This window comes from Saccharothrix sp. NRRL B-16348 (assembly GCF_001280085.1).
In the GTDB taxonomy this organism is placed as follows: Bacteria; Actinomycetota; Actinomycetes; order Mycobacteriales; family Pseudonocardiaceae; genus Actinosynnema.
The window spans coordinates 45,420-71,559 of record NZ_LGED01000210.1 but is presented as its reverse complement, the minus strand read 5'-3'; the positions used below and the strand labels follow the sequence as shown (position 1 = coordinate 71,559).

Below are 26,140 nucleotides of genomic sequence, written 5' to 3'. Positions count from 1 at the left end.
CACTGCTACGACCCCTGCGCACCCTGTCCACCAACACCGCACAGGCCGCTTGACAACTATAGGAGCGTCAACGCCGTCGCGGAATCGTTCTTCGCCACCATCAAGACCGAACTGCTCGACCGACAGCCCTGGCCCACCAGGACCAGGGCACACAAAGCGATCTTCGAATACATCGAGGGCTGGTTCAACACCCGCCGCCTGCACTCCAGCCTCGGCTACCTCAGCCCCGCCGCCTACGAAACCACCCGACACCACCCGGTGGACCGGGTAGCCTGACCACACCTCATCGACCCTGTCCGTCACAACGGGTCAACCCCAGCTCACACGCGAGGAACTTCCCTGGCCCACAAGTCAGCGGGAAATGAATGTCGAGACAGCCGGACATGCCGTTACATCAGGACAGCACTGACGCGGTTAGCGGCCACCCGAGGAGTGCCGATGGGCTTGGGCACTGCTCGCTCCATCTCCTCAAGAGGCACCAGGTCCGTTGCAGCGGCATCGAGGTCGGCGTTCGCACCCAATGGCCGGTTGTCGTAGATCACACGCAGCAATCTGTTACCAGCGGGCTTGAAAAGCATGCAGGTGGCACGGAACGCACGTACCTGGCGCTTCTTGGCCTCCAGATAGCTTGACAGATTCGACACTGCCGATTCCTCGGTCTCGTCCGGTAATCGCAAACCCACGAGCAGGACGTGCTTGCCGGATGTCTCGCCCATCAGATGAGTCATCGAGTGTTGCAGTCGATCACTTCGTACGAGTATGCCGAGATCTCTGGCGTACTGACCGAAAGTCCGTTGGACCTGTCCGTTGCCAGGACAGAACGATAAGCCCGCGGATTCACGCGCACCTGCTGTCGTCGCGCGTCGCGACGACAGCAGGTGCGCGTGCTGCGGTATCACTCGTCCGGGGCGTCGCGAAGTTGCCAGGGAAGCCGATCGCGAGCAGCTTTGCGCACGCTTTCCAAACGAACGCGATCCTCTTCAAGGATGTCGACTAACTCGAATGCGGCGTAGATCGCCGACGCCGAAGTACCGAAGAATATCTCGGCGTAAAATATCCACATTGCGCGACGTGCTGCGGCCTGGCATTCGTCAAGCAGCGACCTGTGATCGAACCCAGGGACCTGCAGATTGTCCCCGACGAACGCCCCGACCAGGTCCAGAAGCCGCGTACGCGCCGGATCAGTGACACCTGAGGCAACCGCTGCCAGTGAGACCGACAGCGCCGCCGGCGTAGGTTCCACCAGAATATGCCCTTTGGGCAAGAGGTGATCCCCCAACGACTCCCACAAGGTGTCAGGGTCACCGTTACCTTCTACAAGAGCTCGCAGATCCATCACCACGTGATCAGCAGAGGCACCACAACCACACCGCATCGCCGCCCAGTCGTAGCGCTCAATCTCGACGTCAACCAAGTCCACCGACTTCACCGCCTCCCACGCTGTTCCCACGGCCCGCCGGGAGCCCCCACGGTACCCGGTACGAAGATGCCAGGATCGGGGTAGTCGCCCTGGCAGCCAACGCACACCGGTTTGTTCACCGCGACATTTTGGCCACCGACGCCCTGGACCTGTAGCGCACCGGTAAAGATGACCTTGGACGGATCGCCTCCCAGCGCCAGCAAAGCGTTGCCTTCGGCACAGTGCCCGCATCCCGACGAAGCCAGCGCGATTGCACCCGTTTCCGTGTTCAGCGCGCCCACGTAGGTCCGGTTTTTAGTTTTGTTGGTCCGACTGAACACAGCGAACGCCGGAAGTCGGTCGATCGCCAATTGGAGCCGTTCCGCTTGGGACCAGCCGGCCGGGGCCTGCTCCACTTCCCGGGCGATCGGGATTGAGCCTACATCACCTCGAGAGCTCGGTACCTGACACGCGTTTGGGTCCGCGTTGTGCGTCAGTACCGCAGTGGCTCCGGCGAGCACGTAGTAGGTGTGCAGCCCGTCGACGGTGAGGTTGTGGACCACGCGGTCCGGGGAGAAGGCACGGGTGGTGGTGACGGTGGCCGGGCGGTGGTCTGCGGTTTCGAAGGTGTAGCCGGGTTTCAGGTCTTCGGCGTTGACCCACTTCTGGAGCGACTCGACCCAGAACGGGTGTTCGTCGGTCGCCGTGATCTGGCCGGTACCCGCGTCCGTCTCCACCGTGATCTCGTAGAGCAGGCGTTCCGCCTGGTGCGAGCGGGTGTCGGTAACGGTTCGCGTGCCGCTCACGCCGGTGGTCGGGTCGGTCGCCACGACCTGGTCGCCCACCTCGACCTCGGCGATCCGCTTGCGCGACCCATCGGCCATGAGGACCGGGGTGTCGCCGGAGAAGCTGTTCGGGTCGAACGACACCCGGCAGGACGCGCCGGCGGCCGTTTCGGCTCGGGCCTGCTTGCCCTTGGTCCCGGGCGACTTCTTCTTTCGCCCGCCCAACTCCATCAGGTTCTCGGCGTACGGGATGCCCGACGTCGCCAGGACTTCGGCGACCTGGGTCTGGGCCGCTTCCTTGATGACCTCCTTGCCCACGCCGAGCATGGCCGTCTTGATCGTCTCGTAGACCTTGTTCAGGTCCTGCACGTTCGTGACGGTGGCCTGCACGATGCGGGCCGGTGCGTTGGGAACCGCCGAGACGATGTTCTTGGCGTTGGCGATCCTGGGCTTCAGGGCCGCCTGCATGGTGGGCATCGGGTTGTTCTTGACGGCCCTGGCCACGGCCGCCTTCGCCGCGGAGGTGCGGGCGATGGCCGCCTGGAGCGCGGCACGGGCCGCTGCGGCACGGCGGGCTGCCGCTTCCGCGGCGAGCTTCCGGGGATCCGGCACCGCCTTGCTGGACGGCGGCACGCCGCTGCCCTTCTTGATCGGCACGCCGTCCGGCCCGCGAACGTTCTTCGGTGACGAGTAGTCGGGTGAACGCCCATTCGGGGCGTCAGGGGTGCGCGGCGTCGGCACGTTGTCCGCGCCACGCACCGCGTCGTAGCCCTTGTTGCCCCACTTGGCGGCGGTCGCACCCCAGCCCGCGAACGGCACCATGCCGGCGAACGACAGGCCCGCGTCGACGTAGTTGCCCTCGGCCAGGTACCAGACGCCGTTGATGCCGTCCGCGATCTCACCGAGGCCAGGCACCATGCCGGCGACGTCGAGCGCGGTGTGGCCGACGGTGCTGAGATTGTCGCCGACCCAGCTCACGGCGTCGTCGAACCAGCCGTGGCCGTCCGGGTCGAAGCCGTTCAGCGGTGAGCCGACGCCGTAGACGTACCGGTTGAAGCCCGCCGAGCCGGGACCGCCCTGCGTCACCGAGTCACGGCTGCTGAACGTGCCCGTGGTCGGGTCGTACCACCGCGCGCCCATGTTGACGCGGCCGGTGTCGGGGTCGGTCCAGTCGCCCTGGAAGCCGACGTTGCGCTTCGCGCCCGCGGTGGCGGTCTTGTTGCCCCACGGGTCGTACGCGGTCGAGTCGGGCAGAGACGTCAGCGCGGTCGACGGGTCGAAGCCACCGATCACGTCGCCGTGCTTGTCCGACAGCAGCAGCCGCTTGTCTGTGCCCTGCGCCAGCGACAGCAGCTCGCCGGACGCGCCACGCCCGTACGTCGCCGTCCCGTCGCTGACCGCGTCCATCGACGCGCCGGAGTACCGGAACGTCTGCGCGCCGCGGGACACCGGCCGGTCGAGGCCGTCGTAGGTGTAGGACGTCGAGCCGACGGCGATCAGCCGGTCGAACGCGTCGAAGTCGAACTTCTCCCGCAGACCGGAGCTGGTGCGCGACTCCATGGTGCCGCGTGCGGTGTACGTGTAGGTGTAGTCGCCGTCCGACAGGAGCCGGTTGCGCTGGTCGTAGGTCGCGGTCTTCGCGCCGTTGCGGACCCGGTTGCCCGACGCGTCCCAGCCGTACTCGGTGGAGGTGCCGTTCGCCGTCCACGACGTGGTGCGGCCGAGCTGGTCGTAGGCGTAGGTCTCCTCACCCGCGCCGGCTGTGCCGGTGGCGGCCTTCTTGGTGAGCCGGTTGTTGAGGTCGTAGGTGTAGGCGATGGAGGCCACCGTCGCGCCGGCGGCGTTCCTGGTGACGTCGGAGACCTCGCGGCCGAAGTCGTCGTAGTCGAACCGGCGGACCCGGCCCGCGCCGTAGTCCATCGTCTCCAACTGGCCGGACGCCGTGTAGCCGAACCCGACCCAGCCACCCGTCACGCCGTCCTGCACCGCGGTGAGGCGGCCCCCCGCGTAGGTGAAGCCGCTGGCGCCGGCCGCGTCGGTGCGGGTCGTCAGGCGGCCCTGCTCGTCGTAGCCGAACGTGGCGTCACCGGACGGGCCGGTGGCCGAGGTGAGCAGTCCGCGGGCGTTGTACTCGTACGAGTTGGCGCCGCCCGGCGCGCTGACCTTGGTGGTGCGGCCGACGGCGTCGTACTCGACGGCCCGCTCGGAGGTGGCGGCCGACGCGCCGGCTCCGGTCTCCTTCACGAGCCTGCCGAGGGCGTCGTACGTGCGGGCCCTCGTGACGCCGCCCGGCGCGGTCATCACCGTCGGCCGCCCCACGCCGTCGTACGCCGCGGTCCACGTGCGGTCCGCGGCGTACGGGTGCGCGTCGGTGGCCGGTTCGATGACCGACTCCGGCTTGCCCAGCGCGTTGTAGGTGTAGAACGTGTTGTTGCCACGCCCGTCGGTGAACCTGGTGCGCCGCCCGGACGAGTCGTAGCCGTACGTCGTGGTGATCGACTCGGTGTCCGACACGGGCTCGATCAGCTGGGTCAGCTGTCCCAGCGCGTCGTAGCCGTACCGGGTGGTCTTGCCGACGGCGTCGGCGGACGTGATCCGGTTGCCCGCGATGTCGTAGGTGTGCCGGATCGTGCGCAGGGTCTGCCCTGCCGGGCCGAGGTCGACGTCGAGGACCCGGTTGCCCGCCTGGTCGAGCTTGGCGTACCGCGCTCGGCCCTGGGCGTCCTTCGAGTACACCTGGTTGCCGAAGCTGTCGTACCCGGAGTGGCTCACCACGCCGGCCGGGTCAGTCACGCTGGTGCGCTGGCCGAGCTTGTCGTAAGCGAACTTGGTGATCTCGCCCTTCGGCGACGTGATGGTGGCCAGGTTGCCCGCGTCGTCGTAGCCGAACTTCGTCTCGTGCGCCGCAGGCGTCGGCCTCAGTTCGATCTCGGTCTGCGTGGCCGGGCGGCCGAACTGGTCGTAGGTGCGCCGGGTCTCGCCCAGCGTCGGGTCGGTCGTGGACAGCAGCTCGTTGGCGTGGGTGTAGCTGTACCGCCAGCTGCCGCCCGGCTCGCCCGGGTTGGTCGGGTTCGGGTCCTGCTTCTCGACGACGCGTCCACGCTGGTCGTAGTACATGCGGATGACCGCGCCGGCCGGGTCGGTGGTCTTGGTGACGCGGCCCATCCGGTCGTACTCGGCGAGCACCGCCGCGGTGATCGGCGTGGACGCGCCCGGCGCCTGGTAGGCGGGCGACTCGGTGCGCACGGTCCGACCGGACTTGTCGTAGGCCATCTTCATGACCCCGCCGGCCGGGTTGCGGACCTCGGTGACCTCGCCGAACGCGTTGTAGCCGGTGGTGGTGGTCGGCCGGACGACGGTCGCGGCCTGCGCGTTCTCCTCCGCGCGGACTGGCGGCAGGACTACGGCCGTGGTGCGGCCTCGCTCGTCGTAGCGGTATTCGGTGGTGTGGTCGGCGGTGACGCCACCGGTCACGTTGCCCAGCGGTGCGACCACCTTGGTGACGAGGTCGCGCTGGTCGTAGGTGGTCCGGGTGATCACGGGGCCTGTCGGGCCGCGCAGCGACTCCTTGATCTGGCGGCCGGCCATGTCGTACTCGAAGTCGACGACCTCGGCGAACGAGGCGCCGAACAGGCCGGTGCCGGAGTGCGCGCCGGTCCGCACGACCTGGGTGATGTTGCCGCTCAGGTCGTAGCGGTACTCGGTGCGGCGGCGGAGGGTGTCCGGCTCCTGCGTGGTGGCGAACACACGGCCGGTGGCGTCGACCTCGTGCGCGACGACCTTGCCGCCCGCGCCGACCTGGCGGAGCAGGTTGCCGGCTGCGTCGTAGGTGTTCTGCTGGATGACGACGGGCAGCGTCTCGGGCTTGTTGTCGGCCTTGGCCGTGATCTCGCGGACGAGGCCGTCGGCGTAGTAGGAGTAGGCCGTGCGCCTACCCATCGCGTCGACCTGCGCCGACAGGCGGCCCGAGTGGTCGTACTGGTTGGCCTCCAGCACCAGGTCGGGCAGCGGCGTCTCCGGGTCGACGGGCGCGATGTCGGTGGCGCCGGGCGTGATCGCCTTGCCGTGCCAGCCGACCAGGCGGACCTGTGCGACCTTGTTGCGCGCGGTGTAGGTCCACACGGTCTTCACGCCGTTGGCGTCCACCGCCCACGTGCGGTTGCCGAAGTGGTCGTAGCCGAACGACGCCTCGTTGCCCTCGGGGCCGACCGCCTTGACCATCCGGCCGTACTGGTCGAACTCGAACGTCGAGGTGCGCGGGGAGCCGGCGTCGGCGAGGTCCACGACCTCGGCCTTCGTCGTGTTGCCGTCCGGGTCGTACTCGGTCGTCTCCCGTTCGGTGCGGGCGGCGCCGGTGACGGCGTTCGTGGCGGCCGGGTAGGTCACCTCCACGACGCGGCCGAGCTTGTCGTACTTGTAGGTCGTGCGGACGCCGGCCGGGTGCGCGTCGGAGTGCTCGGTCGTAGTGATCCGGCGGCCGAGCGCGTCGTAGGTGAACACGGTCCGCAGGCCCGACGGCGACAGCGTCTCCGCCAGGTCGCCGTTGGCGTAGTACTTGTTGACGACGGTTGCGCCACGCGGGTCGGTGGTGGCCTTGAGCAGCTGCGCGGGTTCCTTGCCGCCGCCCACGGCGTCGGACGTGCCGTCGGTGTAGGTGTGGAACGTGGACCCGCCGTCCGGACTGGTCTCCTTCGCCAGCTCACCGAACGCCGTGTGCTCCGACGTGGTCAGGTACGTGTTGTCGGCCGGTCCGGACGACCGCGCGTCACGGGTGGCGATGAGCTTGTCGGTCCGCGGGTCGGTCGGGTCGGCCGTCGGGGGCTGGTACGTGTAGCGCGTGGTCTGGCAGTTGTCGGGGGTGCGGCACGTGGTCTTGCTCGTGAGGTTGCCGCGGCTGTCGTGCACCAGGGTGGCCTTGTTGCCGTCCTCGTCGGTGATCGTGTGCTGGAAGCCCGACTGGTCGTAGTCGAACAGCCGCACGCCGAGGCTGACCACGAGCCCGCTGCACGTGACCAGGCCGTCCTCGTTGGTCCGGCAGTCGCGGCCGACGATGTCCTCCGGCCGCGGCCCGGTGCCGAGCGGTGTGACCTGGCGCAGGATGCGGCCCTTGAGGCCGTCGAAGTCGTAGTACTGCGGGCGCCCGCCCGGGTCGACGACGCGGACCGAGCGGATGATGTTGGTCTCCGACCCGCCGACCGTGGGGACGCCGAGCTGCCACCGACCGCCGTCGCTGTCGACGTACTCCTTCATGCGGTCGTGGACGTTGTCGTAGGTGACCTCCGCGGCCACCCGCATGCTCGGCATGGTCACCTTGGTGACCTGGTCACCGGCCGCGGCGGCGCGGTAGTGCGCCCGGACCTGGGTGAGGCCGAGGGGCCGGGCGTACAGGGCGACCTCGTCGACCTCGCCCGCCAGCGTGGTGCGGCCGGCGCCGATCGACGGGTGCGCGTTGATCGTGTGGGCCGCGCCGACCTGCACGTACTCCAGGCGCGGGTGGTCGATCACACCCTCGATCGAGCCGACGACCTCACCGTCGAGGTAGAGCGTCTGGGTCGCCAGCGAACCGGACAGCACCACGTGGTGCCACTGGCCGTCCCTGACGACCTTGTCCGCGGCGCTGGTGATCGGCGTCGGCGTCGCCGCGCCGGTGTGGAACTGGCCGCGCAGCCTGCCGTCGGAGCCGATGTAGAGCAGCGGCGCGCCCGCCGTCGGCGTCTCGCCGAGCGGCTTGTCCTGGTAGCCGATCAGCGGACCGGCGGACGACGTCCGGAACCACAGCTCGATGGCCAGGTCGCGGTGCTTGTTCACGGTCTGGTCGGGCAGGCGGATGTGCGAGCTGCCGTTCAGCTCGACCGCGCGATCGTCACTGCCGGTCAACGCGCCGGGCTTGCCGTGGTTGACGGTCTGGACGCCGACGAAGGTCGCCTTGTCCTTGCCCAACTTCACGCTGACCTGGCTGCCGGCGTCGGGACCGGCGGCCTCACCGAGCCGCCAGTACGAGTCCGGGCGCGAGTCCAGCACGACACTGCGGTAGTGCGAGCCGTTGCCGTACTGGTAGCGGGTGCAGTGCCCGTCGGGGTTGCACGCCTCCAGCAGCCGGTCGGCGTCGTAGCGGTAGACCCATGTCAGCGCCGCGCCGTCGACCGGCTCGGTCTTGACCTCGACGACGTGGTTGCCCGACCAACGGAACGTCAGGGTCCGGTTGCTGGTGCGGCTGATCGCCTTCCACAGCTTGCCGTCGATGTCGTACACCAGCTCGACGTGCCGAGCCGCACTGTCCTTAATGGACTTCAGCACGCCGTCGGCGCGGAACGAGTAGAGGGTGCGATCCTTGTCGACCAGCCGCCAGCCGCCCGTCTCCGCTTCCGGGATCGGTGTCAGCGTGGCGAACCGGCCGGGCGGCGCGGTGTAACTGCCGTCGGGGTTGCGGCCGAAGCGGATCTGCTGGCCGTCCGGGTAGGTGACGATGACGTTGCCGGAGCCGTCGGCGTCGGCGACGACCCGCATGTCGTAGCGGGACGACCAGCCGGTGCCGAACGCCAGGTCACGCCGTGGGTCGAGGCTGTTGTACGTGCGGGCGACGTTCAGCTCGGGCCCGACCGTCGCAGTCGTCGCGTCGACCGCGGCCGTCGTGTAGTTGCCGACCATCGGGTCGAAGCCGAGGCCGTTGCCGGTGTAGGGGGCGTTGCCGAGGCGGGAAGTCACCTCGGGCTGCGGCACGGAGGACAGCAGCGCCGAGAACGGCAGCCCCTCGCTCTCGGACTGGCCGTCCCACAGCCACGTCCGCCACAGATAGACCTTGTCCCAGCGCAGCTTCCCGTCCGGGACGGTCCAGTAGACGTTCGGCTGGCGGCCGGAGTCGAAGCAGGAGACCGGGTTGCCCTGGTCGTCCCTCTCGCACACCTCGAACCGGTAGTGCAACGGGTTGTTCTCGTGGTCCTCGCCCTTGGCCCACAGCTGCGGGCGCAGTGTCTCCACGCTGTGTCCCGCCGGCGGGTACTGCTCGCTCACGACCGGCGGGATGTTGAAGATCTGCAACGTGATGCGGGCCGGCGCGACCTGCTCGTCGGTGAACATGACGGCGTTGTGCCGCATGGAGAAGTCGAGGACGTACACGCCCTGGTCGCGCTTCTCGACCACCGCGTCGAGGGTGACCGTGTCACCCGGCGGGACGTCGCGCGGCAGGCCCGCCGACCGCACCGTCGCCAGCTGCTGGTTCGTGTTCGCGTCGAACAGCTTGTACGCGAGGTCGTACGAGGCCGGGGTCCACGTCGACGCGCCGGTGTTCGTGACGGTGATCTTCACGATGCCGTTCTGCACGCGCGTGACCGGCGGGTTCGGGATGGGCTGATCGATGACGTACCGGGCGTCGTACGGGCTGTGCGTGACGTACAGCTTCGGCGGGTTCGCCGAGTTGCTGCCGGTGAACTTCTTGAAGCCGCCGTTGTTGCGGTAGTCGCCGGCCCGCAGCGCGAGGCCGTGGTTCAGGCCGCCCTTCACCCAGTCCTGGATGAGCTGCTGGCCGCCGGTGCCGAGGTCGACCACCTCTTGCGCGGCGGGACAGGCCGAGCGGGTCTGGCCGAGCGCGATGAAGCCGTGCGAGAACGACGCGCCCGCGATCGGAGCGCCCAGCGCCGGGCCGTTCAGGCCGTTGGACCAGTCCTGCGTCACCGGGTGCACGGCGAGGGGCCGCGGCTGGCAGGTGGTGGAGTCGAAGTTCACGACCTGGAGCGCGGCGCCGAAGACCTTGTGGTTGCGCAGGCGGGTCACTACATCGGGGAACGCGACGTACGAGGTGTACGACACTCCGCCGTCCAGGCCGATGCGCAGCTCGCTCGGGTTGTTCACCCGCGTGCTGCCCGCGATGTACATGCTCTGGGTGCCGCGGCCCTCGAAGACGCTGGGGTCGACCAGCACCGGGTACACGCGCTTCGGGTCGTCCAGCCACGCCTGGTCGAGCACGACGCGCAACGTGCCCCCGTTGTCAGCCAGCTCGTACCGCACGCCGTGCGAGGTGGCAGGACCGGAGGTGTCCGTCACCGGCGCGGAGTCGACCATGTAGCCAGCGGGGATGCGCATCCGCTCGGCGCCCGAGCCGTCCACGAGCGAGACCGCGCCGTCGACGATCCGCGCCGAGAGGCCCTTCAGCCGCAGGGGGAAGCTCCAAGACCGAGCGGCAGCTCGGTCTTGGAGGACCATCGTCTCCTTCGCGCCGCCCGACACGGACTCGACGCGCAGGTCGGTCCGGTCGGCCACGCCCGGGTAGGTGACCGTGGTGCCGCTCGCCTGCCCGGCAACGTCACGCGCGCCGCTCAGTCCGTACGCCAACTCGTGGTCGCCGTCGAGGCGGATGCGCACCAGGTCGCCCGCGGCGGACGAGCGCGCGAAGCGGACGTCCACCTGGTCGGAGGCGTTGTGCCAGCCCGCTCCGTCGTCTACCAGCGTGGAGTCGATCGGCGCCCAGGTGCCGTCGGGCAGCTGGTGGTTGACCGGGGTGTTGCTGAACTCGGTGGTGTGCGTGCCGTCGGTGTTGCGGAACGTGCGCTCGTTGCGGCCGCGCCGCGCGGGGTCCTCGACGCTCGTGTCGGCGTCGAACCCGGTGGGGTTCGTGGGGGCGTCGACCACCTTCGCCTCGTTGCGGACGACGTCGTCGAGCCGCTGGGCCGCGGGCCGGGCGTGCTTGGACTGCTCGGAGACCGGCATGTCCCAGTTGCCGTCACGGCTCTCGCTGGAGTCCGTCAGGCCCTCGGCGCTGCCCGACTCCTGGTCTCTGGCAAGGTCTCTGGCTCGTTCCAGGAGCTCCGTCAGTTCGGACGGGTCATCCTTACCGGACCCCGGCGACCAGGGAAACGTGGGTCCACCGACACCCACCACCAAAGTGGCCGTGAGAAAAAGGCCGAGCAACGGCAACAAAAATTTGGGCGCGCGAAAACGCGCGGCACGACGGCCGACCATGGTGGATTTCCCCCCGGAGCATCACAGCGGAAGAGAGCGACCGCGAGCCTAGGGTGCGGTGGCCGAACGCCACAAGGTTTTGTTGTCCGCACGGATTCCGCTCGGCAACCGGATGGTGAGATGCACTTCTCAGCTCTCCCCACATGTCACAACATCTGGTAGAAAGCCGCTCGGCATCCCAAGGGGGGATGACATCACCTACCGGACGCGTGGAGCACCCACGTGTGCTTTGACGCGTCCGCATCGAGGGGCATTCTCATGACAAGACCGTCGCGCCGGTCGTTCAGACGTCTGGTGCAGCTCTCACTCGCCGCAGTGCTCGGCGTCGCCGGTTTGCCGATCCTCGCCTCCGGGGGCAACCTCGCCGGCGCGGTCGAGACGAGCCAGTGCACGCCGGCTGCCAACGTGTTCGTGGGGTTGGCCGGCAACCCGGCACTCAACCTCCGCAAGCACGACGAGCCCGAGTCGGGCGGCAATTCGTGGACCGGCAACCAAGGCATCGGCTCGGTTTGGGACACCCGGTTCATGGCCGGCGCCAACGGCTACGTCTTCTTGATCTCCCCAGCCGGCGAACTGCACAGGTACCGCTGGAACGGCACGGCGTGGGACAACAACGGAACCCCCGAAGTGCTGGGCAGTGGCTGGAACCCGTGGAACCTGGCGGCCCACCGCTACCGCATCACGGTCGACGTCAACAACAACATCTACCGGATCAACCCGACCGGCGAACTCGTCATGAGCCAGTACGACGAGATCACCAAGACGTTCACCCACCGGGCACTCGCCACGGGTTGGCAGAAGTACGACCAGTTGTTCGCCGCCGGCGACGGAGTGATCTACACCCGCGATCCCGTCCTCAAGGCCGGCACCCTCTTCCGGTCCCACTACGACTTCCGCACCTCCACCTGGGTGCAGCGGGAGAAGGATCTGGCGTCGGGTTGGAACGGGTTCAAGCAGCTGGTCTCCCCCGGCGCGGATGTGATCTACGGGCTGTCGCCGGACGGCGGCGTGTGGTGGTACCGCTACTCGCCCGCCGGCGCCATGTGGATGCACGGCCGCAGCGGGAGCTGGAAGGAGTTGATCGCCGTCTGGACCGACGCGGACGAGATCGCCGCCGCCGTGGACAGCTGCAAGCTCGCCCCGGTCGGGTCCGATGTGGAGTGCAAGCCCTCGGCGAACATCTTCGGGTCGATGACCAACAACGACTTCCGGCTCCGTCCGCACATGGAACCGGAAACCGGTCTGTCCAACTGGGAGTTCGACAACGGCGTCGGAGCCAACTGGCCCACCCGGTTCCTGGGTGGCCCCAACGGGTACAAGTACCTCCTGCGCACTGACGGAGCGCTCGACCGACACCGTTGGAACGGCGCCGGCTGGGACAACAACGGCATGCACGTCCGCATCGGCACGGGTTGGCTCGGGTGGGACGACCCGCGCTACCGGTACCGCATCACGGTGGACGCCAACAACCACTTCTACAGCGTGCCCGCGAACGGCGAACTGACGCACAGCATCTACGACGACACCGCCAAGACGTGGACCCAGACCACCCTCGACACCGGCTGGGGGAAGTACGACCAGGTGTTCGCCGCGGGTGACGGAGTGCTCTACGCCCGCGACCCCGCCGTCCAGTCCGGTACGCTCTACCGGTTCCACTACGACTGGAAGAACCGCCGCTGGCTGGACTACGGCACGAACGTCGCCGCCGGCTGGAACGGCTTCCACCAGATCGTCTCCCCAGGCGCCGACATCATCTACGGTCTCGGCGGCCAGGACATCTACTGGTACCGGTACGACCCGACGGCAAAGACCTTCGCCCACGGCGCCGAGGGCACTTGGAAGGAGCACCTCGTCAACTGGCCGGGGATCTCCGAGATCAGCGCTGACATCGACGCCTGCAAGCTGGTGTCGCCCGCGACCGTGACGCCACCTGTCGTGCCGACGCCGGCCAACGAGCGCGCGCAACTGGCGTTCAATTCGAACAACCAGCGGTTCGAGATCGCCATGGTGACCGATCCCGGCAGCCTGGTGCGCGGCTACCAAGCCTCCACCGGCTCCGAGTTCATCGAGTGGCAGGGGTTGTCCGGCTACCAGACTGCGGCCGGCCGGGCCACGTTGGCGCAGCGCCAGGACGGCCGGTTCGTCATGCTGGCCAGGGGTATGAACGCGCACGTCGCGGCGTACACCCAGAACGCCTCGGGCAGCAGCCAGTGGACCGGTCCCGCCGGCGTGAACGGCGCGCTTTCCAGCAGCCCGGTGGTGGTGCGCGGTGGCAACAACCTGCTGACCGTGTTCGCCGTCGACGACAAGAACAAGCTCTGGTACGCGGAGGAGTTCGATGACGTCCGCGGGTTCAAGCCGTGGCGGAAGGTCATCAGCTCCACCGACTACAACATCACCGCCGACTTCACCGTGGTGCCCAGCGGGAACAGCTTCGAGATCGTCTACCGCAGCGTCTCCAACGTGATCGCCGTCCGCAAGCTGACCAACGGCGTGTTCGGCCCCGGCCGGCTCGCCGGCGGCATCAGCGGCGCCGGCACGCCGTCAGCCGTGGTGTTTGCCGACGGCAAGGTGCAGATCGTCACCCGCGCCACCGACAACAAGCTGTACACCCAGAAGGAGGGCACGTCCTTCACCGGGTGGACGGATATCAGCGGCAGCCTGACGTTCGCGGGCTCGCCCGCCGCCATCGTCAACGCGCACGGCATCGTCGAAGTCGTCGTCCGCGGCTCCGACGGGTTCGTGTACCGGGGCGGTCAGACGGTGCCCGGCGCGTCGACGTGGCGCACCTGGCAAACCAACCACGACCAGTCCATCGTCGACCCGGCGTTCGCCGCCGGCGGCGGCTCGGAGGAGCGGGTGTTCTTCCGCAACGGTGAGGGGAACTACTTCCTCTGGCAACTCACGGCCTACACGTCGGACTCGGGCGCGGCCATGTCCACCGCGCCCGGCGCGACGTCGCGAGAGCTCGTGACGATCAAGTCCAGCAAGGGCGAGGTCCCGGAGGGCAAGTAGCCGGTCCGGGTTGATCACAGTTCCTGGTGGCCGGTCCGATTGTACCGGCCACCAGGCGTTCGACCGGCGATCAGGGCGTCGCGCCGACGGGGTGGGTGTTCGGCCCCGCACGTGGCAAGGGCTACACGGGACGGACTACACGGGACGAGCGGAGCGGCACGCTGGAGCGCGGCAGCCCCACCTGCCGATGGCCGTGCCTACCGTCAGCAGGGCGGCGTGCGCCAGGAACCGGTCGCGCTTCGCGCGTTCGTCAAGGTCCGCGCAGTCGCACGGGATCTCGGGTGGGAGCTGCTCGTCCGTAGGCTGCTGGAACTGGGCGCCGATCCGGACCTCCGCGACCAGCACTTCGACGTGACCCCGCTCGACTGGGCCCGGCACTTCCACCAGCCGTCGACCGCAGACCTGCTCGGACCGGTCGTCGCTCCTCCGGCGAGCGGCGAATGAGTGTGAGGCGGCGGTCGGTCGGGTCGGGACCGCTGCGCCTGAGGAAACGTCCGCGACAGGGCTGTGCCGTTGTCGGTGACGCTCCTGCCACTGGAGACGTCCGGTCATCGGCATTAACGCGCGTTGCGATCGGGAACTGCCCTCGATACCTGATCAGATGGTCATCTGCGCGCGGAAGTGGTCAAGTTGTCAATGGCGCTCGAATATGGACCCCCGGTGGTCGCCTGGGTTCTAGGAGGATTCGAGTGATCATCGCAACGTTGTTGGATCATGATGCCAGTACGTCTTGGAGGACGTCTGCGGGCGTGCGCCAGCCGAGGGTCTTGCGTGGGCGGCGGTCGAGGCGGTCCTGGATGGCCTGGAGGTCTGCCGGTGTGTGGATCGAGAGGTCGATGCGTTTCGGAAAGTGCTGACGCAGCAATCCGGTCGTGTTTTCGTTCGTGCCGCGCTGCCACGGACTTGCCGGGTGGCCGAAGTACACCCCTTCTTTCAGGAGTGGCGCGATCTGGTCGTGGCAGGCCATCTCCGAGCCCTGGTCCCAGGTCAGTGCCAGTCGCAGCGACTCGGCAGTCGGCCGAGCACTGCCGTGAGGGCGTCGCGGACGGCGTTGTGGTGGTGGCAGCCACGGCGCTGATGGTGGCCACCGGGACGGTCGGCACCGCTGTCGCTGCGAGTGGCACGTTCTACGTCAACGGTGAGGCGGTGCTGGTCAACCCGTCGAACGACAACTGCCACGCCTTGGCCCTGGAACGGGGCGACTACGCGAAGAACGACACGGACGCCGAGGCATACCACTACTACGACGTGAAATGCACGAGGTTCGCTTTCAGCGCCGGCGCCGGGAGCGAGGGCACGATCGACCGGACCCTGCGGGGGCCATCTTCCGAGCCTGATCCGCATCACCGTTCCACCGGAGCTCCGGCCACCGGTGGTGCGGCGGCTCCTGGACTGGCCGCATGCCCTCGATCCGCGCGAGCAGCAGGTACGTTGCACGCATGACCACGGCCGGGACCTGACTCACGTGAGCCGTCGTATCGCTGCGCGCTCCGGCGTGGTCCAGGGTTCCGGTTGCGGTGGCACCGTGCGCGTCGACCGCGACGACCACGTGGGCGATGGGCCCCACCCGTACCCGGATCCGCTTTCCGGCGGTGTCGAACCCGAGCCCGGACCGACAGGTCGAGTGCACGAACTGATCACAGCGGCGTCCGGTAACACGACGTCGGCGTTCGACGACTTGGTCAACTGGGCACGCATTCCGCAGCCCGCCCGTCCGGCGCTTCCCCCGAAGGCTGCTCGCCACGCATTAGGAGACCCACCATGGCCTTGTCGCCGAAGTACTCCGTCTACCACTCCGCCGTCCTGGACGCGGACCCCGACGAGGTCTGGGCGAAGGTCCGGGACATGATGGTGCTGCTCGACATCGTGTTCGGCGAGGGCATCGAGAACGCCCACTGGACCCACGGCGGCTCGGCGAAGAAGGTGCCGTCGACGTTCGAGTTCACCCTCCTGCCCAACCACGACCTGGCCCGCGAGGAAGTCGTCGGCCGCTCGGAGACCGACCGCTCGCTCACCTACCGCTCGGTCGCGCAGGTGCTGTTCATCGTGGACTACGTGGCCACCTACCGGGTCCGGCCGGTCACGAACGAGCCGGGCCGCAGCTTCATCGACTGGGAGCGCGAGTTCCGCGTGGTCCCCGGCGCGCCGGCCGGCTTCCTGGACGACCTGGAAGCCCTTTTCGCCCAGGAGATCGCGAGCGTGAAGGGGCACTTCGCCGCCTGACGACGGTGACGGGCGGGGCCGCTGCCCGGTTGTGCGACCACACGCCCAACGACCCAGCCGGCACGGTCACCGCCGTCAGCCGGCCGTGCAACGACCGGAGCTCGGCCTCTTGATCGGCCGCGTCGACGATCCCGATCCGGATCTCCGCCGTGTGCCAACGTCATGGGGCTTCGACCCTACTGACGATCTCCGACATCCCCACAGATCCCACCGGCATCAGGTAGACCAGGGTGTCGTCCACGCCGTCCAGGGTGAACAGGTCGTGCGCCAGGTCGTCGTAGAAACCGCCGAGGACACCCATCGACAGCGACAGGCCGGCCGCGACCAGGGTGAGGTTCTGCGCGAGGTGACCGGCCTCGGCGAAGCCGAAGCGCACCGCCCGCAGCCCGTAGTCGCGGCGCAGCTCGCCGATCCGCACGTAGAGGCCGAGCAGCGCCGGCGTGGTGGCGATGTCCACGCCTCCGACGAGCGCGGCGCCCTCGCCGAACCAACTCGACGTCGCCTCCACGTCCCCGATCTCCGGTGCGGGCGTCACGGTGACCAGCTGCCGGTTGACCTCGTCCACGTCGTACACGCCCGGTGCCAGGCCGTCGACGGACATGGCGAGCAGCCGCAGTCGCGCGGTGTAGAGGGCGCCGGCGCTGGGGTACGGCCGGCTGCCGTCGGACATGCTGCCGTGGGCGGTCCACAGCAGTGCCGCCAACCGCGTGGCGTCCAGCGGTCCCCGCAGCTGGTCGCCCCGACCGGTGCGCCTGCTCCGCAGGGCCGACACCAGCGACGTCGTCGGCTCCGGCGGGTCGGGCAGCCGCACCACCCGCTGCCAAGGGAGGAGCGCCGGCCGTTCGTGGGCGCTGTCCTTGTGCGGCAGTTGCTCGTCGGCGTGCGGGCGGTACTTGCTGGCCTCCAGGTACCGGCGGTCGAACGCGTCGCCGCCGTCGGCGTGGAAGTCCGCTACGCCGGTCGGCGCGAGCGCGGTCGCCGCGGCCAGCCAGCACAGCGTGCGTTCCTCGCTCGGGACGATGCCGAGCCGGTTGAGCAGCATGTGCAGCTGGGAGGCCCAGACGTGCCGCGGCACGTCGGTGCGCACCTGCCGCATCCAGTACGCCACCGCACCGGTCGGCGCGGACTCCAGGCGTTCCCACCGAGCGCTCAGGTGCGCCGCACGCGCGGCGTGCAACCCGTGCGCGGCCACGTGGGACGACATCGTCGGCGCGGTGGCCGGCTCGAAGCGCAGCCGCCATCCCGCGGCCATGCTGCGCAACCACGAGGCCGCCGCCGGGCGGTCCAAGCCCAGCGCGGTGGTCGTGGCCATCACCAGCTCCACCGCGGCGCTGAGCTTGGCCTGGGGTGTGCGGGCCGCGCGCAGCACCGCCACCGCGACGTCGGTGCTGCGGCAGAACACCTCCTCGGCGATCGGCAACGCGTCCGGGCCGCCGTAGCGCCCCACCTCCGGTTCATAGGGCACTTCCCGCACATCGCCGTGCGGCAGCCAGGTGTCGCGTCCCGTGCCGACGGAGTCGTAGTAGCCGTCCGGGTCCAGCTCCAGTTCCGGGTGGTCCGCCGCCGCGACCATGGCCCGCAGCTGCTCGGCGATCAGGTCCGCGTGCCCGGCCCCGTCACGCAGCCGGATGCGCAGGTGCGGGCCGGTGTGCCAGTAGCGGATGAAGAACCAGTCGGCGATCCGGCCGGCGGTGCGGTGTTCGGCTATCGCGGGCGCGAGCACGTCGGCGATGAACGCGTCGACGTGCTCGGTCTGCCACGACAGCCGCACGTGCAGCCCAGTCCACGTCATGGTCGCGCCTCCAGCGGGGTCAGGTCGTAGGTGAACCCGGTCGCGCGCGGACGGCCCGCGACCAGCAGGTAGAGCACGGTGTGCCCGGCCGGGGCGCGGACCAGCGCCTCCAGGTCCTCGTCGTGCAGGCTGCGCACCGGGCGGCAGAACAGGCCTGCCTCGGCGGTGGCCGCGCAGACGCGTTGGGCGCAGGCGCCGGCGGCCCGGAGCAGGCCGCGGTAGCCGTCGGGTCCTTCGGCGGCCACGGCGGCCGCCGGGTCACCGGTGATCACCAGCGCCAGGTTCGCGCTGCCGACGTCCACGATGTTCGGCGCGTGTCCGTAGGTGCCCCGGACCTGGTCCATCGCGGGCCCTTCCGCGATCAGCCGCGGCCCGTCGTACCACCCGTCGGGCACGCCCTCGACGTTGTGCACGGCCAGCCGGTGCCGCAGGTTCGCGGGTCGCGGGAGGGCGGCGGCCACCGCGCGGAACGCCGACGCGGGCAGCGGCCGGGGATCGGCGGAGACGCCGCGCGGTCCGAACCCGCTGCTGCGCACCGGCGGGCGCGGCCCCGGCGTTCCGGTCTCGCGGTCCGAGGACACCACCAGGCCGTCGCCGTCCACCCGCGCCCGCAGGCCCAGTTGTCCCGCGCGGTCCGCCAGAGCCGCGATGAGGTGCCCGACCTCCAGTTCGACCAGCACGTCGGCGAACTCGCCGTACCCCGTCGAGAACCGCTCACGACGGCGCACGAGGTCGAGCCGGACGGACGTGCCCAGCCGGGCGGGCGCGCCGCCGACGAGCGCCCGGCGCACCGGGTCCAGCGCCCACGCACCGCCGTCCGCGACCAGCACCACGTCCACCGAGAACGCCGACCGCGCGGACGGGTAGGCGCGGTGGTCGTTGTACTGGTTCCACGGCTCCCACCGCTGCGGCGTGGCCACGTCCGTCAGCAGGTGCGCCAGCGCCGCCCCGAACCGACTGCCGGCCGCCAGGTCGGTCAGCGGGACCAGGGTTGCCGGCGCGGGAGGTGGCAGGCGTGGCGTCGGGCCTTTCGCGATGACCCGACCGGGAGCGTGCCGGTAGGCCGTGGCCAGCGCGTCAGCGGCGGTCACGGGAACGGGTGGGGCAGCAGCGGACCGGTCGGGCGCAGCCGGGGTATGCCGTGGGTGCGGCGGTCGCGCTCGCCGAACGTCATCGGCAGGGTGCCCGGCACGACGACCTTCGCCGAGTGCAGGCCGAGCCGGTCGCGCTCCACCGGGTCGGTCAGGTCCACCGCGATCACCTCCAGGTCCAACGCGGCCCACGCGGTCACGTAGTGCTCCAGCAGCGCGTCCAGGTCGTCCAGCGGCACGTCCGGTCGGGTCGGTGGCACCGGGTCGGTCGGGCGCAGGAAGTCGTGGCGGTCCGCGGCCTCGGGCAGTCCGTTGACCGCGACGTGGTCCTCCATCGTGCGGATCAGCTCCGGTTCGCGCAGCATCCGCAGCAGCCGTTCCCGGTCGTGCTCCGCCGGGTCGGTGCGGGCGCGCTTGGCCGCCGACTCGACGTCCACCGCCACCTCCACCGCCGCCGACCGCAGCGCGGCATCCGGATCCGTGCCCGCGCCCGCGGCGAAGAACACCCGTGGCGCGGCCGAACCGGCGCCGGTGTAGCGGGCCATGGTCAGCACCGCGGGCACCGCCAGGTCGTTGGTCGCGTCGTAGCACTCCAGCCGGTAGCCCAGTTGCTCCAGCCGGTCGGACAGGTGCGACGTCAGCTCGTCGCGCACTTCGAGGCTGGGCAACGGCGTCCGCTGGTACCAGGCCATCAGGAACGCGTCCCGCTCGGCGACCTCGAACAGCCCGTACAGCACGGCTTCGGTGAGGCTGTTGCCGGTGCCGCAGCCGTTGGACGTCTCGCTCACGAATCGCGGTCCGGGTGTGCGGCCCCAGTAGACGACGTGCTCGGGCACCGCGACGGCGGTGCTCCTCGTGTAGGACCACCCGTGCACCCATCGCGTGCGCGCGTCCGGGGTGTAGGGCACCACGTGCGGTGACGGCATGTCCGGCAGGCCGAGGCGGGTCGGCTCCACCGCCCGGCCCGGGCCCAGCTCGGCGAACGACGCCTCCAGCACGGTCCTGGCGCGCCGCGGACGCATGCCGGCGAGCCGTTCGACCGACTCGAACAACGCCACCCGCTCGGACGCCGCGAACGTCCCGGTCCGGCCGAAGCCCGCCTGCACCCCCTCACCATCGGTCACGACCCGCGCGCTGACGGCGGGCAACGACAGATCACCGATGTGGGACAGTCCCACCACGGGACCGTGCCGCTGGTCCACCAGTGCGTCGAACAGCGCGTGACCGTCCGTCAGCGGGTTAACCCCCCGCAGCGTTCCTGGTGACACGGGCACGGGTTCGCGGACGACCGCGGCGGATTCGGCGGTGTCCTCGGGCAGCGGCGCGCACGCCGGGCAGCCGTCGGGGCGGGGGCGTATCCGGTGCTCGCTCACCGTGCTCAGGTCGGTCCGCACGGCCAGCACGCGGTCCCGGTACGCGTCCGGGTCGGCCAGCACGCGGTCGGTCAAGGCGGCGATCAGTGGGCCGTGGACCGGGGACGGCACGCCACCCAGCCGCATGTCCTCGTCGCGGCGCGGCACGGCGGTGCTCTGCGCGGCCAGCCGGGTGTCCTCCGCGCACACCAGGCACACCCCCGGCCCGCCGCCTCCGACGACGGGGCCGAGCAGCGTCAACGCGCCGTCGTGCCGGATCGGCAACACCGCCGCGTCCGTCCCGACCCGTGCCAGGTCGCCGATGGTGTAGCCGGTCAACTCCACCACGCTCACCGACCCACCTCCGGAACCGCGAACGCGACCAGCCCGGCGGCTTGCAACACCGGTCCCAACGCCACCTGCTTGACCTCGGTCACGCCCAGGAGCCGGCGCAATCGGCCTTGCAACGCCTCCTCCTCATCACGCAACCCGAACGGCCAGTACCAGGCCCGTTCGGTCCAGGGGACGCCGGCGGTGTTCGGCTCCTCCACCGGAAACGCACCGGACAGCACGACTGGCTCCACCTCGGCACGACCCGCCACCGCGCCACCCACCCGCGCCCGGTCCGCCATCACCTTCGTGCCACCGGCCTGCGCCCGGCCCGCCGCCGCCATCGCCGCGAAGGCCACCGCATCGGCGGCACTTGCCTCGATCGCCCAGGACAGCTCGACACCCCCCGACCGCACCACGGCCCGGACCACCTCGTCACCGAGCCGCTCCACCGCCACCTCGGCGGGCAGCGCGAACCGCAGCACCACGGCCTTCCACCACCGCCGTGCGGTCGGATCCGTCTGCCAGGTGTCCGGGTCGACCGGTGTGCCCGGCAGCGACCGGGCGGCGTTCCGCAGCGCAAGGCCGAGGGCGTGGACCCGGTCCGCTCCGACCACCGCGGTATCAGGGGCAAGCCGGTGTGCGGCGCGGAGCACGGCGTCCAGGCGGGCGGACCGCTCGGTGGTGCCGAAGCCGACCGCGTCACCGGACATCGCCAACTTCACCGGCAACTGGGGCAGGTCATCGGTTTCCGGTGCGGGCACCGGACCGAGTTCGGCATCACCCAACACCTCGACGATCCGCCCATCGGGCAACACCGGGCGCACCGCCGACAGCCACGGGTGGTACTCCCCCCGCAACGGGTCCATCCGCGCGACGAACACCGGTTGGTGCACCGGACCGGGAGGCACCGAGTCGCGCCACATGTTCACCACCTCGCGAGCCGGGTCGGGCAGCTCGCCGACCGCGCACACCAACCGGTGTGCGGCGGCCGAGCCGACCAGTACCGCCAACGCCTCCGGCGGCTCACCCACCGACCCGTTCAAGCGGTGGGCGACGGCCTCGGCATCGGCCAGCACATCCCCACGCGTGCCGGGCGCGACGACGAACCCCACGTCGGCCGCACACCCGGCGGCCACCGCGTGCCCACCGCACACCAACAACAGGCCGGGCCCGGGTTCGACCGGGGGAACCGCCAGACCGGTGGCCGTCAACGCCCGGTGCGCGCCCGCCGCCAAGGCCCCGGACCCGATGACGGCCACCGTGCCCCCGCACAGCAGTTCCCACGTCCGCGCCGGCTTCTCGGCGACCGACTCCAGCCACCGCGCGATGTGCTCGGGCGGACCGTCGGCGTCCCAGGAGGCGGGCACCCGGACCAGCAGGTCGTGCTCGTGCAGCTGACCGATGATCAGCTCCATCGCCGCCGCCACCGCGGGTGGCGCGTGCTCCGGCACGGTCAGCTGCTCCGGTGGCACGCCCGCGGTCAACGGACCGGCCAGCCGCTGCCAGAGCGTCCACAGGCCCTTGCCGCCGCCGAGGCTGAAGCTGGACGCCCAGCCCCGCACGTGCAGGCCGGTGTCCGTCGGACTGGCGTGCGCGATCGGGCGCAGGCGCAGCAGCTCCCCCTTCACCGGCCCACCTCGGACAGCTCCGCGAGCTGAGTCGACCACGCGACGCCGGTGATCCGCTGCGCCGCCTCCGCCAGCAGCTTCGCCGCCAGGTAGCGCTCGACCGGCGTCACGTCGCACACGACCAGCAGCTGGTAGAGCATGTTGGTGCCGAACCGGTAGACCGTGACCGGGCGCTGGAACAGCGGGTGGTCCAGGTCCACCCGCTGCATCGCCCGGTGGTACTCGCTGAAGTCCTTGCGGTGGTCCCGGTGCCAGCGGCGGATCGCCTTCTCGTCGCCCAGCTCCAGCGCGACCTCGCCGTGGCTCTCGTTGTACACCGTGGGCAGCTCACCGCGGTCGTAGACCTCTTCGATCAGCTCACGGCTGCGCACGGTCCACGTCGTCCACTCGGTGTCCAGGGCGCCGTCGTGCACGGCCCGCACCGTGGCCACGGCCTTCTCGGCATTGCGCTGCCACAGCTCCGCGAACCGTGCGCGCATCACGCCGTCCGGGTCGTTGACCGTCAGGAAGTCCTCCAGGTGGGACAGGAACGAGTGGTAGCCGGTGACCAGACCGCCCGGGTACCGCGACGCGTGCGCCGCCATCGCGGTCAACGCCAGCTCGACCCGCCCGGCCGACGTGCGGTCGGTGGCGACGGCCTCCCGCACCGCCGCCACACCCAGCCGCAACGTGCGGGTGCGCAGGTCCACCAGCACGTCCGAGCCGTGCAGTTCGCGCACCGAGGTGGTGTCGGTCGGCTCCACGACGACCGTGTTGTCCGGGTGGATCGGCTCGTACGGTGGCCGCACCAGCTCGGTGACGCCGTTGCGCCGCGACCGCTCCAGCAGCTCGGCAACCGTGACGTCCACTGTGGAGGGATGCGCGGCGAGGTGGGCGCGCAGCCGGTCGGCCACCGCGTGCACGACGTCGTCCGGGCCGTCCATGCGCACCCGGACGTGCGGGCCGTGCAGCCAGTGCCGCTCCAGGTGCCCTTCGGCGCCCGCCGCCTGCGCTTCCGCGAGCGCGGGCAACACCGCGTCGCGGAGCAACGGGATCTTCACCGGGTCGTAGTAGTAGCAGACGACGTCGGTCACGTGGCCCTCCAGTACGTTTCGGCGATCACTTCGAGCACCCGGTCGCCGGGTGACTGCGCCCCCGGCACGGGCAGCGCCTCGGTCAGCCGCGCCCCGTCGGGGAACCGGGCCAGCAGCCGGGGCAGGCAGCGCAGGTGCAGGGCGTTGCCGAAGTCGACGTACTGCGGCTTGGCCGAGATGAGCATGCGCTGCAGGAAATCGACGGCCCCGGACGGCAGGAGAGGGCCCGCGAACACGTGCTCCGGCAGCCCGTGCCGGGCGCGCAACCGGGCCACGGCGGGTGCGACCGACTCCTCGGCGGGCAGCTCCGGCGCCGTGGGGAAGTCCCACGAGCGGCGCGCCAGCACCACGTCGCGGTAGCGCAGCCCGCCGCGCGCCACCACACCGTCGTCCTCCTCCTCGCGCGACCGCAGCGCGTTTAGCTGGATCCAGCCGCACGCCAGGTCCGAGTACAGCGGGATGTGCCGGTCGGGCAACACCAGCGGCATCAGGAACCCCAGGTAGAGCACGTCCAGCGGCTCGTCCCGGTGGAACACCCTGATCTCGTCGGCACGCGGGTCGTGCCGGACCTGGAGCTCGTCGGCGAGCAGGTCGGCCCACCGGCGGTCCTCGCCGATCTCGGGCCCGCCCAGCATCGGGTGCAGGTTGGCGTTGAACCCGAGCACCGGGCGGTACTGCGCGAACCGCGCGCCGAGCACCCGCCGCAGCTGCGCGGCCACCTGGTCCCGCGCACCGGGGAGCAGGCCCAGGAACCGGCTGGTGAACTTGCCGAAGCCGGAGTAGACGTGGTTGACCACCAACCGCCCGTCCCGCGTCGGCTGGCCGAAGAACGAGTACGAACCGGGCCGACGCAGCCAACCCGGCACGTGGTGGGCTGCCTCCTCCACCAGGTCGTCCGACAGCACGCCGTCCGCCCGAGCCGCCGCCGCGAGTTTCGCGCGGATCTCCAGCAGCGCGATGATCTCCGGGTCCGTGACCGCGTCGATGTTCTTCGTGGCGTCCTGCCAGGCGCCGGACAGGAAGACCGCGCACTCCGCGGGCGAGGCCGCTCCACCGGGGCCGACCGCCTCGACGAACCGGTTGCGCACCAGCCTGCGCAACAGCACCTGCTGGTCGAACAGGACCAGCAGCGAGGTCAAGCGGGTCAACGTGTCGGCGCCCGTGGTGGGCACCGGCACCGGCTCCGGCAGGACCACGTCCTCCAACACCGGCGAGATCCCGGACAGCTCGACCCCGACCCGTTCGCCGAGCTCGCGCCAACCGTCGGCCAGCTCGGTGGCGGCCGCGGCCCGGGCAGGCGGGTCGGCGGCGGCGAACGCGGCGGTGGTCGTCGCCAGCCGGGTCAGGCGGTCCGCCACGTCGTGCTCGCCGTGCTCGCGCAGCCACTCGGCGAACGCCATCGGCGCGTCCGGGTCCTGCGGGTGCACCGGCTCGATGGGCACCAGGAGGCCGATGTCGAGCATCCGGTCGACGTAGGCGCGGGCGGCGGTGGCCGGGTCCGGCGCGGTCAGCTGGACAGCCAGCGCGTCGGCCAGCGCGCCGGGCGCGACGCCCTCGGGTCCGGCGGCCCGTGCGGTCGCCACCACGAACCGCAGCGGGCCCGTCACCGCCACGTCCACCTGCTCCTCGCGGGTGGCGTGGATCCGTGACGGCAGGCCGCCGGACGGCGCGGCGACCGGGACGTCCCGGCGGAACACCAGGCGGCCGTCCTGTTCGCGCAGTCCCGGCGCGGGCCGGTGCGGGCGGTCGCGGAAGGCGGTGGTCAACCGGGTCAGCAGCAGGCGGTTCACCTCGGTGTGCGACACCGGCTCCTGGCGTGGCAACGGCCCGTCGCCCCAGGTGCCCCACCCGACGTGGGTGTACCAGGACAGCGGGCTGGTCTTGGACGTGGCGCGCAAGGCGTACCGCAGCACCGTGGCCTCCGCCTTGCGTGCCTTGCGATCGGGTGTGCCGCCTCCCTCCGCCGTGCGCGCCAGGCCGTGCAGCAGGTCGGCGCCGGTCACCACCCCGGCCAGCCGCAGCGGCTCGGCCCGGCACGTCTGCGCGAGCACGGCGCGTTCGGCGGCCAGCGCGTCCGGCCACCCGGCCAGCGCCGCGTCGAGGGCGGTGTCGAGGCCGGCTCGCTCGGCCAGCCACCGCGCCAACAGCGGAACCCGGTCGGGCAGCCGCCCGAGCTCGGCCAGCAGCGTCGGGCGGGGCGAGCGGTCGTTGTGCACGTCGCGCCGCAGCGGCAGCACGACCCGTCGGTGGAACTCGGGCGGGTGGTCGGCCGCGCTGTCGTACAGCGCGTCGGCCACCTGCGGCGCGAGCTCCCGGACCCGGGCTTGCGCGGCGACCGCGGCGGCCATCGCCGCCCGGAAACCCGCCGCGCCGGCCGGTGGCTCGGGATGGGGCAGTGCCGCCACGCGCACCATCGCGTAGGGCGCCAGCTCGGTGGTCAGACCAGCCATCGCGGTTCCTCCGGAGAACTGGTGGTGGTTGGGGGCGCCGCAAC

General features: G+C 70.6%; 15 protein-coding genes. 5 read left to right on the top strand and 10 right to left on the bottom strand.

The annotated features are described in order from the left end of the window. Positions 1 to 276 (top strand): IS3 family transposase (locus ADK67_RS49370; RefSeq protein WP_157620859.1); only part of this gene is annotated, 276 nt, incomplete at its 5' end. A 113-nt stretch (positions 277 to 389) separates the two neighbouring features. Here ADK67_RS49370 and ADK67_RS26535 read toward each other — a convergent pair. The 3 genes from ADK67_RS26535 to ADK67_RS26525 all read right to left on the bottom strand — a co-directional run bounded on the left by ADK67_RS26535 (position 390) and on the right by ADK67_RS26525 (position 10,887). Then, complete coding sequence (locus tag ADK67_RS26535; RefSeq protein WP_053719235.1) at positions 390 to 716, bottom strand: hypothetical protein; 327 nt, start codon at positions 714 to 716, stop codon at positions 390 to 392. A gap of 179 nt (positions 717 to 895) precedes the next feature. After that, positions 896 to 1,429 carry a hypothetical protein gene (locus ADK67_RS26530; protein WP_053719234.1) on the bottom strand — a complete coding sequence of 178 codons (534 nt, stop codon included), beginning with the start codon at positions 1,427 to 1,429 and terminating at the stop codon, positions 896 to 898. Beyond that, complete coding sequence (locus ADK67_RS26525) at positions 1,426 to 10,887, bottom strand: RHS repeat-associated core domain-containing protein (RefSeq protein WP_053719233.1); 9,462 nt, start codon at positions 10,885 to 10,887, stop codon at positions 1,426 to 1,428. The genes ADK67_RS26530 and ADK67_RS26525 overlap by 4 nt, the downstream gene beginning before the upstream one ends. A 510-nt stretch (positions 10,888 to 11,397) precedes the next feature. On the opposite strand from ADK67_RS26525, the gene ADK67_RS26520 reads away from it, so the two are divergent. Together ADK67_RS26520 and ADK67_RS26515 are read left to right on the top strand one after the other, a co-directional pair. Beyond that, positions 11,398 to 14,154 carry a tachylectin-related carbohydrate-binding protein gene (locus tag ADK67_RS26520; protein WP_082403832.1) on the top strand — a complete coding sequence of 919 codons (2,757 nt, stop codon included), beginning with the start codon at positions 11,398 to 11,400 and terminating at the stop codon, positions 14,152 to 14,154. Positions 14,155 to 14,370: 216 nt separating this feature from the next. Continuing rightward, on the top strand, positions 14,371 to 14,598 hold the full coding sequence (locus ADK67_RS26515; protein ID WP_053719231.1) for a hypothetical protein: 228 nt from the start codon (positions 14,371 to 14,373) through the stop codon (positions 14,596 to 14,598). Between the two features lie 268 nt (positions 14,599 to 14,866). On the opposite strand, the gene ADK67_RS49365 is transcribed toward ADK67_RS26515, so the two are convergent. Next, the gene (locus ADK67_RS49365; RefSeq protein ID WP_197289625.1) at positions 14,867 to 15,121 is read right to left on the bottom strand and encodes an IS30 family transposase; all 255 of its coding nucleotides are present in this window, start codon (positions 15,119 to 15,121) and stop codon (positions 14,867 to 14,869) included. Positions 15,122 to 15,207: 86 nt separating this feature from the next. Between ADK67_RS49365 and ADK67_RS52730 the strand changes: the two genes are divergently transcribed. Both ADK67_RS52730 and ADK67_RS26510 read left to right on the top strand, forming a co-directional pair. Then, the gene (locus ADK67_RS52730) at positions 15,208 to 15,597 is read left to right on the top strand and encodes a hypothetical protein (protein ID WP_197289623.1); all 390 of its coding nucleotides are present in this window, start codon (positions 15,208 to 15,210) and stop codon (positions 15,595 to 15,597) included. A gap of 318 nt (positions 15,598 to 15,915) precedes the next feature. Further along, positions 15,916 to 16,377: an SRPBCC family protein gene (locus tag ADK67_RS26510; protein ID WP_053719230.1), complete on the top strand. Its 462-nt coding sequence runs from the start codon at positions 15,916 to 15,918 to the stop codon at positions 16,375 to 16,377. A gap of 160 nt (positions 16,378 to 16,537) precedes the next feature. Here the strand turns inward: ADK67_RS26510 and ADK67_RS26505 are convergent, their stop codons facing one another. The 6 genes from ADK67_RS26505 to ADK67_RS26480 are packed head-to-tail and all read right to left on the bottom strand — an operon-like array spanning position 16,538 to position 26,096. After that, a complete protein-coding gene (locus tag ADK67_RS26505; protein WP_063797731.1) occupies positions 16,538 to 18,169 on the bottom strand; it encodes a thiopeptide-type bacteriocin biosynthesis protein in 1,632 nt (543 codons plus the stop codon). Continuing rightward, the gene (locus ADK67_RS26500; RefSeq protein ID WP_053719228.1) at positions 18,166 to 19,260 is read right to left on the bottom strand and encodes a hypothetical protein; all 1,095 of its coding nucleotides are present in this window, start codon (positions 19,258 to 19,260) and stop codon (positions 18,166 to 18,168) included. Before ADK67_RS26500 ends, ADK67_RS26505 begins: the two co-directional genes overlap by 4 nt. Next, on the bottom strand, positions 19,257 to 20,966 hold the full coding sequence (locus tag ADK67_RS26495) for a TOMM precursor leader peptide-binding protein (protein WP_053719227.1): 1,710 nt from the start codon (positions 20,964 to 20,966) through the stop codon (positions 19,257 to 19,259). The genes ADK67_RS26500 and ADK67_RS26495 overlap by 4 nt, the downstream gene beginning before the upstream one ends. Continuing rightward, positions 20,963 to 22,573 (bottom strand): hypothetical protein, encoded by a 1,611-nt coding sequence (locus tag ADK67_RS26490; protein WP_053719226.1) that lies wholly within the window; start codon positions 22,571 to 22,573, stop codon positions 20,963 to 20,965. Before ADK67_RS26490 ends, ADK67_RS26495 begins: the two co-directional genes overlap by 4 nt. After that, positions 22,570 to 23,646 carry a lantibiotic dehydratase C-terminal domain-containing protein gene (locus ADK67_RS52725; RefSeq protein ID WP_053719225.1) on the bottom strand — a complete coding sequence of 359 codons (1,077 nt, stop codon included), beginning with the start codon at positions 23,644 to 23,646 and terminating at the stop codon, positions 22,570 to 22,572. The genes ADK67_RS26490 and ADK67_RS52725 overlap by 4 nt, the downstream gene beginning before the upstream one ends. Next, positions 23,643 to 26,096, bottom strand: a complete 2,454-nt coding sequence (locus ADK67_RS26480) for a lantibiotic dehydratase (protein WP_053719224.1) — start codon at positions 26,094 to 26,096, stop codon at positions 23,643 to 23,645. The genes ADK67_RS52725 and ADK67_RS26480 overlap by 4 nt, the downstream gene beginning before the upstream one ends. Between the last annotated feature and the right edge of the window lie 44 nt (positions 26,097 to 26,140).